This window comes from Anaeromassilibacillus sp. An200 (assembly GCF_002160025.1).
GTDB classification, from domain to species: Bacteria; Bacillota; Clostridia; order Oscillospirales; family Acutalibacteraceae; genus Caccousia; species Caccousia stercoris.
In genome coordinates this window covers 1-9831 of the sequence record NZ_NFJU01000061.1, presented here as the reverse complement: position 1 = coordinate 9831, position 9831 = coordinate 1, and the positions used below count along the sequence as shown (strand labels likewise).

Here is a 9831-nt window from a genome sequence, read left to right as displayed (position 1 = left end):
TGCAGAAATGCTGTATCCAGGGCAAGTACGCTGGCAAGGTCACCGATGTCCATAAGGGCGTCGTCTATGTCCGGCTTGCTAACGGTGTCAATGCGGTAGCCCATTCCTGTTACGATTACCGAATGCCTGGGAAGAAGGATGATGTGTCCTTTGCCGTCACCCGCCTGGATATGGATCGTGGCGTGGCCGTTGGCATTATCACGCGGATCATCCGGCAGAACCTGTGATATGAAACCGCCTGGAGAGTATGGATTGGAGGCTTTCCCAAGCAGACTTTTCTCAAATTGTTTTCCTTAAACCCTTTGTTTGTTATTTTTATTTTTGATTTGCGTTGATTTTTCACAAAATCAAGGGTATAATATAAGCAAGCAAGGATTTAGGAGGTTGTTTTATGCTGATTCAATTTAGTGTGGAGAACTATCTCTCCATCAAAGATAAAATCGTCCTGTCTATGCTCGCCAGCAGAGATACTGAACATCCGGAATACCTCATTGTAGATGGAAACAAAAACCATTTGAAGTCCACCGTCATTTATGGGGCCAATGCTTCCGGAAAATCCAATGTTCTGAATGCGTTTTGGTTTATGGTTAATTATGTCCTGACTTCGCATAACCAGCAGGTCCATAAGGCCATTGAACGCTCTCCCTTCAAGTTTGACCGGGAAACACCTACCCGCCCCAGCAGCTTCGAGGTCATTTTCACTGCAAATGGCATCCGGTATGTCTATGGCTTTTCTGTAACGGATAAAGCTGTTGTGGAGGAATATCTGTATTATTACCCCAACGGCAGGCAGGCGTTAATTTTTGAGCGGAAAGATACAACGGATTTTCGTTTCACGGTGGATGTTGAGGAACAAAACACGCTCAAGGAGCGCACCTCAGCCAACAAACTTTATCTGTCTGTTGCATCAAACTGGAGCTACTCCAAGGTGGTCCCTGTGTTGGAATGGTTTGCCTCCTGCCAGATCATCACCAAGCATTCAGTTGCGGATGCCTATGGTCTGGAAGCGGAACAGCTCAAAGATGATGACTACCGGCGCGTGATCGCTTCTATGCTGCGTATCGCAGATTTCGGAATACAATCCCTCCAGGTGCGTGATTCAGACCCCATCCCTTCCCTGCGCGGCGATGCATTCCCCAATATTGAGGCTGTCCACACCGTACAGGATACAGACGGAAACGCTTCTTCCTACACGCTGAACATGACAGAGGAATCCGATGGTACCAACAGCTATTTCAAACTGATTGGTGTTGTAAAAAAGGCTTTGGATCAGGGAACCTTACTTGTTGCTGATGAGATGGACGCTCACCTGCATCCTCTTCTGACAAAGCATCTGGTCTCTCTGTTTAACAGCACAGAATTCAACCCCAATGGGGCACAGCTTATTTTCACATCACATAATACCAATCTTCTGGATTTGGATGTGCTGCGCAGAGACCAGATCTGGTTTACCGAAAAAGACGAACAGACTGCGGCCACTGATTTGTTTTCTCTTTATGATTTTTCCATTCGCAAAGATGCCAAGGTCGAGAAGGGCTATCTGATTGGCCGCTATGGAGCAATCCCCTTTATCAAGGGAGGGTTGTAAGATGGCACGCGGAAAAATAGAAAAGCGCGGACAACGGCACAGAAAAATCAAGCCTGTCATTCTGATTGTGACAGAAGGCTCTCAGACGGAGCCAAAATATTTTGAGCACTACCGCAACCGGCAGACCAACATTGATATTCGTGTCATTGGTAGCCGTACCAGCGGTGGAGAGACCGATTACCTCAGCCTGATTCGGAAAGCGGTGGAATATCAAAACAAGAATCAAATATCTGTATCAACTGGTGACGCCGTATGGGTAGTTGCCGACGGTGATGTGAACTACAATAACCCGGATCCTATCAATGCCAAAGATAGCTTGCTCTCCAAGGCAAGGAAACTGGCGGATACCAAAGGAATTCACATTGCACTATCAAATCCATGCTTTGAATTTTGGTACCTTCTTCATTTTCAGTACACCACAAAGTTCCTCAAAGACTACCCCGCAGTCAAAAACGCCCTGGTTGCTTACCTTCCGGACTATGAGAAGTCCAGTGATGTGTATGCACAGTTGTCTGAACATACATCTGCAGCCATTCAGAATGCCAAACATGTGGAGCAGTACCATCTTCAGAATGGCTGCAACCAGCCTTTTGGGATTGCGGTCAATCCGTTCACCGAAATTTATCGGTTGGTGGAATCGCTACTGTAAATTGGCACACTCTTGCCCTTGCATTGGCACAGTCCTGCCCTTTCCCTGTAAATCTATATCTGGTATACTTTGTACAGTCAAAACTTTGTAAAGCAGCCGCTCTGGTCGGAGCGGCTGCTCTTCATTTGTAAACAAAGGTGGTGGTTCTTATTCATACTTTTCTGCAAACTGCCCGTAAGACCTTAAAGAACCAGCGGGGCGAGGCTACCTATTTTTCCACCGTGGTATTCATCTTCATTGCTGTAGTCCTGCTGACCTTTATCCTCGATCTGTTCAGCATTATTTCTACGAAACAGGAGCTGGACCATGCAGCCGATCAGATGGTCAAGCAGATCCAGTTGTCCGGCGGTATTAACAGCGAGACCAACTCGCTCTTTGACTTTCTGTGTTCAGAGATCGAAGGGGCAAAGGACATTACCTATTCCATTGATGCCACATATAAGTCGCCCACACCGTCTGGAATGTTCAAGGCAGTCCAGCTGGGGACTCCTTTCTATATCACCATTGAGGGCGAAGCAAAGTTGGGCGGCTTCTGGAATCTGGATTTGGTCAACATCACAGTGGTGGCCCGCGGCTCCGGCGTCAGCGAACACTATTGGAAGTGAGGTGGCCTATGAAGCATTTTATGCGGTGGCTGCGACGACCACTCCGCAACGAGCGGGGCGAGATTACTTTCTTCGCCTGCTTTTTTGTGGTCGGCGTAGTGATGCTCATTTCCTTTCTTCTGTTGTATGCCTCGGTGCAGATCACTTGCATCAACATCCGAAACGGCGCTAAAATGGAGCTGAACAATCTGAGCGCCACCATCTATGCAGATACCTACCGCTCCCAAAGGGAAACTAACTTCGAAGAGTACCTGCGCACCCTCTATTCCAGCAGTGACTACACGGAAATGCTGGAGGCCACGGTGGCCGGCGGACTGGCCTCCAAAATCCCGCTTTCCACGGACGATTACCAGGTATCCAACATTAGCCTGGAGTTCAATGTGGTGGGCGACCGAGTTGAGGGCGATCGAGTCGAGTATATCTTTTATTGTGATGTAGAGTTCTATGTGCGGATGTTTGGGCACAACTACCCTACCATCACACAGCGAGTAGAGTTGACTGGCTACCACAACACAAAATTTTAGCGGAGCTGTTGAAAAAGCAATCTGTTTCACTGTATAGGAACTATATAACAGTAGAAAAGGAGTGTGGGCACATATGAGGCAGTTTCTCAAATCCAAAAGGTTCGTTACTTTCGCCCTGGCTGTTCTTTGCGTGGTGATCTTGGGAGCTTGCTGGTTTGTCAGCCAGGACCGCACAGAGGATTTCCAGCCGGACACATCTCCCTCCAGCAGCACAACCAGCGACTGGTCAGATGGCGGCTCAGAGAATAGAGATGACTCAGATGGAGCGGATGCGTACGTTTCAGGACTGTTCCCCAGTTCTAAAGAGGAATATCCCAAGGTGACCTCCGAAACTGAGGATGAAGTTATGATCAACTTCACTGACACGGACAAGTCGGAGAAAACACCACCCCCTGTGCCAGAAGGAAAAACCGAGATCGAAAACCCCGGTGAAGATCATGAGGTCCATCCTGATCCCTCCGTTTCGGAAGTCACCCCGCTGCCCGACAAGCAATCTGACGGCAATGACCCGATCCCCGGTTCCAGCAATGGAAACGGCGCTGTGTATGACCCAGTATTTGGCTGGATCGTTCCCAGCCAGGGGGAGCAGACTATCGGGGACAGCGACGGAGATCTGAACAAACAAGTTGGCAATATGGGTTGATCTGAAGCCCCAGCGAGCGCCGTCACAGGCAATGTGGCGGCGCTTTTGTTATTAATCAAAATAGGAAGTGATGATTTTGAAACGATTTTTTGCCATACTGTGCAGTTTTTGTCTCCTGGTTTGTTTACTCCCTGCGACTGCGTTCGCAGACGGAAACGGCAACATTGACGGTGGCGGTGGCAGTATGGGAAACGGAACATCAACAAACTTCTGGAGTCCAGGAAATGATGGTATCCGGGTCAGCGTTGTAGATGCGGAGAGTGGAGCTACGGTATCCACTTCGGTGGACTTTTCCAATAGAACCCAAAATAATGTGGTTTACTTTGGAAAAGTAAACAAGCTGCAATACTTGGCAGGTGCAAGCCTTACACCACAATCTGGCGCTTCATATAAGTATATCACTCCTGCTCAGGCAATGCCCACCATTGTAAATAGTAAGGGCCAGAACAATATCGATGCCATCAAGCGGTACTTCTGTTCGGAGTATGCCTGTAGGATGGTTGCCGATGCTACAGGCGTGGACTATGAGCAGATGATTGCCGGAGATTACAAGCTACTGATCGAACCCATAGCCTACTTTACCCACAACGGCCAGTATTACTGTATGACCGCCACTGAGGCTGGTCTCTACGACCAGAAGGCTGGCGGTACCTTACGGAAAACCATGACTTCTCTCACGCACAAGAACCTGCCGCTGGCAATGTTTTTGGAGTTCAGTGATCTTGGCATTTCTGCCTGGGGTGGCAGCACCAACAAAACTCAGAACAATTCCGACATCATCAGTACTCTGGGTGTTGGTATCGTCTGGTTTGACGAAATTCCGCCTGAAGGCGATATTGAGATCCCTGATGTAGAGTACCGGGTAAATACCGATGTGATTACTGCTGTCACATTGCGGTCAGATACCGACCTGACGCCGGATAATCCTGCCACCGCGACCTTCCATATCCTTGGCACCACATACCGGGTCAACGATGTGGTCATCCCCGCAGGCGACAGTCAGGTGATTTGGGTCAAGTGGCATACTCCATCCACACCTCAGACAATCACCATCACAGTTTCCGCCAGCGGAGCCTATACCGCTCAGGATACTTTTGTGGCAGAGATTGTGGATCTGAACGAACATATCCCACCTGATCCTACAGCGACGGACACCAATCCCAGCTATACCGTTCCATCCCTGCCGAGTAAGCCGCAGAAACTCACTGCCAACTGGGGTGTGTGGAGCTGCTACTGGAAGCCGGTCTGGGTCTGGTGTGATCACGACAAAAATGGAGGTCACTGGGTTGATGAAGGTTATTGGGAGTATGAGTACACCGGGTATTCCGCTTCCATCCACGGCACGATGGCTTTGGCGCCGGATGATATTGTGCCGACCGCCTCCAGAAAAGATATGAAGAGCGGGTACAGCGTCAAACAGGATGTGACGGCCACGCTCTCCACCGATGCACCTATCAGTCACATCACCCATCCACAGACAGCTTTTTCAGTGTTCCCGGAGTTCCAGTATGAAACCTATCTGCGGTTATTGCAGCGGATGTCCAGCGGCAGGAGCGCAAAATTCACCTTCCGGCCGAATGAGTTCTCTACATACAGCCGGACCGTACACTTCACACCGTTGTGGTTCCCGGATTCCACAGATTATACCGTCTATACACAGGTTTGGGATACCTGGACGCCGGACGGGATGTTGAGTATCAACCTGAACGACTATGTATCCATCAACGGAAGTCTTTACGATGACTGGTACACGAATCGAGAATAATATGTGGACGTGCTACCTCTTTGCTCTCTTTCTTGCAGTTGCAGGGTTTGCCATCTACGATATTTTCCACAGGCGAGTGCCCAATAAGGCGCTTGTCTGTTTTCTTGTGGCTGCTGCTTTGGTGACTGTGATTCGAATTTATTTCATTCTGGAATACAGCCAGCCGTATTTGGTCTGGTATGTCCTTCTGGAATCCATGCTTGGTGCTGTTTTAGGGTTTGCTATTCCGCTTGCCGCTGCTATGGTGACCGGTGGCAGCGGCATTGGCGGCGGTGACATCAAATTCTGCGGCGTGCTGGGGCTGGTTTATGGACCATCCGGAATGGCGCTGATATTCTTGGTGGCTGCTGGGCTTGCCATGCCGGCGATCTTGATGCTCCGCCGGCTTTTCCGTGACACTCTGCCTGTTACGATTCCATTTGTGCCATTTCTCGCATGTGGCTGCTTTGTGGCAACGCTGGCACAACTTTTTTGATAGGAGATCATGCTTATGAAACTGAACAACCGATTCATCTTTGGTATTCTATCCCTAGTACTGTCGGCAATCATCGCCTTTGTGGCGCTGCCCACCATTGCCCGTCAGACCAACGGAAAAGCGGAGATCGTCCGCATCACCCAGCCGGTGCTAAAAGGTGAACAAATCACTTCTGAAAACGCTGAGGTCGTGGAAGTGGGCGGCTACAACCTCCCTTCCAATGTGGCCCATAGTCTCAGTGATGTGGAAGGGCTGTATGTCAAAGCGGATCTGTCCGAAGGCGATTATATCCTCACCAGTAAGGTCAGCGCTGTCCCCATTTCGTCTGATATAGCTTTGAACGATATTCCCTCGGGCAAGGTGGCAATTTCGCTGACGGTTAAGACACTGGCCTCCGGTCTCTCTGACAAACTCCAGCAGAATGATATTGTTCGCATTTATCACTTCCTAGAGACCGCTGAGGAAGTCCCGGAGCTGCGTTTTGTTAAAGTGCTTTCTGTCACTGACTCCGATGGTGTGAATGTGGACAACACAAAAGAACTCACTGAAGATGAAGAAAAGCAGCAGTCCGCAACCATCACTGTGCTGGCAACTCCGGAACAGGCACGCATTATCACTGAGATGGAGAATGACGGCGTGGTCCATGTGGCGCTGATTTCCCGCAACAACAGCAAGCTGGCCGAAGATCTGCTGGCTGAGCAGGACAAGACCCTTCAGGAGATGTACTTTCCCGAAACGCTGACAGAGGACGGCGAAAACGCAGTGAGCGAAGAAACAGCGGAAGCTGGTGATTCGACCTCTGCGGAAATCCCGGACGAAGGCGCTGAATCTGCCCACGCCAGTGACAGCCAGCCAGTTGCGTGAAAGGAGGTTGAGAATAATGGGAAGAGTCATTACGGTCTGGGGCAGCCCTGGGAGCGGGAAATCCATGTTTTCCTGCATCTTGGCAAAAGCCTTGACCCGTGATAAGCGCAAAGCGATCATCATCAACGCAGAGATCAGTGTCCCCATGCTTCCTGTCTGGTTGCCGGAGCAGATCATTCAGACCAATGCCTCGGTGGGCCAGGTTCTCAGCAGTGTAGAGATTGACACCTCGCTGGTGGCAAGCCACGTCACGGTGCTGAAAAGCTATCCGTTTATTGGCCTGATGGGCTATTCCGCCGGCGAGAATCCTCTGAGCTACCCGGAAATCAAATACGCCATGGTACTCCAGCTGGTCAATGCGGCAGCCAAACTGGTGGACTTCGTCATTTTGGACTGCAGTTCCAACATGACCAATGTGTTCACACCGGCAGCCATTGAATCAGGTGATCTGGTCGTACGTATTTTGACACCCGACTTAAAGGGTGTCAACTACCTGAAAGCCCATCAGCCTCTTTTGGGAGACGAACGGTTCCACTATGACCGACATACGACTTTTGCCGGCATGGCTCGCCCCTTCCATGCGCTGGATGAGATGGGGTACATCATCGGCGGATGGGACGGGCTTCTACCCTATGGGAAGGAAATTGACCGTTGTGCCACGGAGGGTGGGATGTTCCAAGCCCTACGCTTCTGCAATCCCAAGTATACGGCGTCGCTCAACAAGGTATTGGAGATGTTGGAACAGATGGAGTCAGCGGAACAAACCGCTAAGGAAGCATTTGAGGAGGAAGCTGCAGATGAATAACCTCAATGATATATTCTTTACCCCCGTAGCGAATCAATCCATAACATATGACCAGATATTGGAGGATGTGCAGCGGTACTTTTCGGAAAACCACGCGTCCACTATTGCCGAAGCCGGTGGCGGGTCCAACGGCGAGCGGGCTGTTGGATTGTTGAAAGAACTCATGGTGCAGTATCTGGTCAAAAGGAAATATACCATTGAGGGGCTGACTACGGAACAGCTGTGCGAGCAGCTTTATGAGGACATGGCCGGGTATTCTTTCCTCAAAAAATGGATCTACAAGCCCGGCATCGAGGAAGTCAACATCAACGCCTATAACGACATCGAGGTAATTGAAGCTGGCGGGCGCAGCATCAAAATCCCAGACAAGTTTTCCTCCCCCCAACATGCCATTGATGTGGTGCGCCGTATGCTCAACGCCTGCGGCATGATCATTGATGATACTATGCCGAGTGTGGTAGGCTTTCTGGATAAAAACATCCGTATTTCGGTAGACAAAACACCCATCGTAGACCCGGAGGTAGGCATCAACGCCAGCATCCGCATCGTTAACCAGCAGACCGTCTCCGAGCAGAAGCTGCTGGATTCCGGCAGCGCCACCGAAGAAATGTTACATTTTCTCAAAGCCTGTATTCGATATGGTGTCAGCGTGTGCATTGCCGGCTCTACCGGCTCCGGAAAGACGACCATCATGGCGTGGCTGCTCTCCAATGTACCTAACAACCAGCGCCTCATTACCATCGAGGAAGGCAGCCGCGAACTTAATCTGGTGAAACGGGACGAAAACGGCAATATTTTGAATTCTGTGGTTCATTTGCTTACCCGACCCAGTGAGAACCCAACGCTGAACATCAACCAGGACTTTTTACTGGAGCGAGTGCTCAGAAAACATCCGGATGTGATCGGTGTTGGCGAGATGCGTTCGGCGGCAGAAAGCCTGTCCGCCGCCGAAAGTTCCCGTACTGGCCATACCGTCTGCACCACCATCCACTCCAACAGTTGTGCTTCCACTTACCGCCGCATGATGACCCTAGCAAAGCGCAAGTATATGATGGGCGACGATGTGCTGATGCAGATCATGGTGGAAGCTTATCCTATCATCGTGTTTACCAAACAGCTGGAGGATCGTTCCCGCAAAATCATGGAGATCATAGAGGGCGAAGGTTATGAAGGTGAAGAACTGATCTACCGGACGCTCTACACATACGACGTCACAGACAACACCATGGACAAAGATGGGAATCCTCTGGTGGTTGGGCGGCATAGGAAGGTTTCGGAAATATCCAATGCACTGAAAAAACGGTTTCTGGACAATGGAATCTCCCGCAAGGAACTGGATCAATTTTTGTGGGAGAAAGACTGTAAAAAAGAGAGTAAAAAATTTGTGCCACTCATGCTTATGGCATTTATATCGATGGTTGTCATGCTCTTCTGCGGAATGACGGCCGTACCAAAAGATGTCCTGACACTGGCTGATGGGGAAACCGGAAAAGAGATCATCAAGGTATATGAGTTGTCTCCTGGTGAAGACCCGCAGGCTCTCATTGAGGAACCCTTTGAGCAGGATGGATACGAGTATCAATATCAATCCATGGTCAAGGAGGAAACCATCAACCAGCAGAGCAAGCTGGCAGAGAAGGAACTGACCTTTTCCACAGATACGAACAAGCTGGAGGAAATCTTGCCGGACATTCCGGGAAGTATCCCCTACGATGGAGAGGACGGATATGAAGGAAACTTGGTGCTGAATCCTTCCTCCATTCAGACGGAAGCAGAAGGCTACGCCAGCAGCTCCTACACCGTATCCGACACCAGGACGTACACAGACTTACCCTACAACGATAAGTCGCTCATTCCGCAAACCGTGGAGAAAAACGGAATGACACTGACGCTTGCCGGTGTATCCTGGCAGG

General features: G+C 50.0%; 10 protein-coding genes and 1 pseudogene. All 11 read left to right on the top strand.

Features of this window, described 5'->3' with window-relative positions:
* Positions 1 to 227 (top strand): annotated as a pseudogene (locus B5F35_RS16590) (S1 RNA-binding domain-containing protein); the annotation flags it as partial.
* 164 nt (positions 228 to 391) lie between these two features.
* Positions 392 to 1588 carry an AAA family ATPase gene (locus B5F35_RS16585; protein ID WP_087242667.1) on the top strand — a complete coding sequence of 399 codons (1197 nt, stop codon included), beginning with the start codon at positions 392 to 394 and terminating at the stop codon, positions 1586 to 1588.
* A 1-nt stretch (position 1589) separates the two neighbouring features.
* Entirely contained in the window at positions 1590 to 2237 is a 648-nt protein-coding gene (locus B5F35_RS16580; protein ID WP_087242666.1) for an RloB family protein, read from the top strand.
* Positions 2238 to 2377: 140 nt separating this feature from the next.
* Positions 2378 to 2842 carry a DUF4320 family protein gene (locus tag B5F35_RS16575; RefSeq protein ID WP_087242668.1) on the top strand — a complete coding sequence of 155 codons (465 nt, stop codon included), beginning with the start codon at positions 2378 to 2380 and terminating at the stop codon, positions 2840 to 2842.
* An 8-nt stretch (positions 2843 to 2850) separates the two neighbouring features.
* Positions 2851 to 3366: a hypothetical protein gene (locus B5F35_RS16570; protein WP_087242665.1), complete on the top strand. Its 516-nt coding sequence runs from the start codon at positions 2851 to 2853 to the stop codon at positions 3364 to 3366.
* Positions 3367 to 3439: 73 nt separating this feature from the next.
* Entirely contained in the window at positions 3440 to 4009 is a 570-nt protein-coding gene (locus tag B5F35_RS16565; protein ID WP_087242664.1) for a DUF6550 family protein, read from the top strand.
* Between the two features lie 70 nt (positions 4010 to 4079).
* Complete coding sequence (locus B5F35_RS16560; RefSeq protein ID WP_087242663.1) at positions 4080 to 5774, top strand: DUF8193 domain-containing protein; 1695 nt, start codon at positions 4080 to 4082, stop codon at positions 5772 to 5774.
* Positions 5749 to 6249, top strand: a complete 501-nt coding sequence (locus tag B5F35_RS16555; protein ID WP_087242662.1) for a prepilin peptidase — start codon at positions 5749 to 5751, stop codon at positions 6247 to 6249. The genes B5F35_RS16560 and B5F35_RS16555 overlap by 26 nt, the downstream gene beginning before the upstream one ends.
* Before the next feature lie 15 nt (positions 6250 to 6264).
* Positions 6265 to 7113: a Flp pilus assembly protein CpaB gene (locus B5F35_RS16550; protein ID WP_087242661.1), complete on the top strand. Its 849-nt coding sequence runs from the start codon at positions 6265 to 6267 to the stop codon at positions 7111 to 7113.
* A 16-nt stretch (positions 7114 to 7129) separates the two neighbouring features.
* The gene (locus tag B5F35_RS16545) at positions 7130 to 7918 is read left to right on the top strand and encodes a CpaE/TadZ family protein (RefSeq protein ID WP_087242660.1); all 789 of its coding nucleotides are present in this window, start codon (positions 7130 to 7132) and stop codon (positions 7916 to 7918) included.
* On the top strand, positions 7911 to 9831 hold a 1921-nt coding region (locus B5F35_RS16540; protein ID WP_442856489.1), incomplete at its 3' end, for an ATPase, T2SS/T4P/T4SS family. The genes B5F35_RS16545 and B5F35_RS16540, both read left to right, overlap by 8 nt.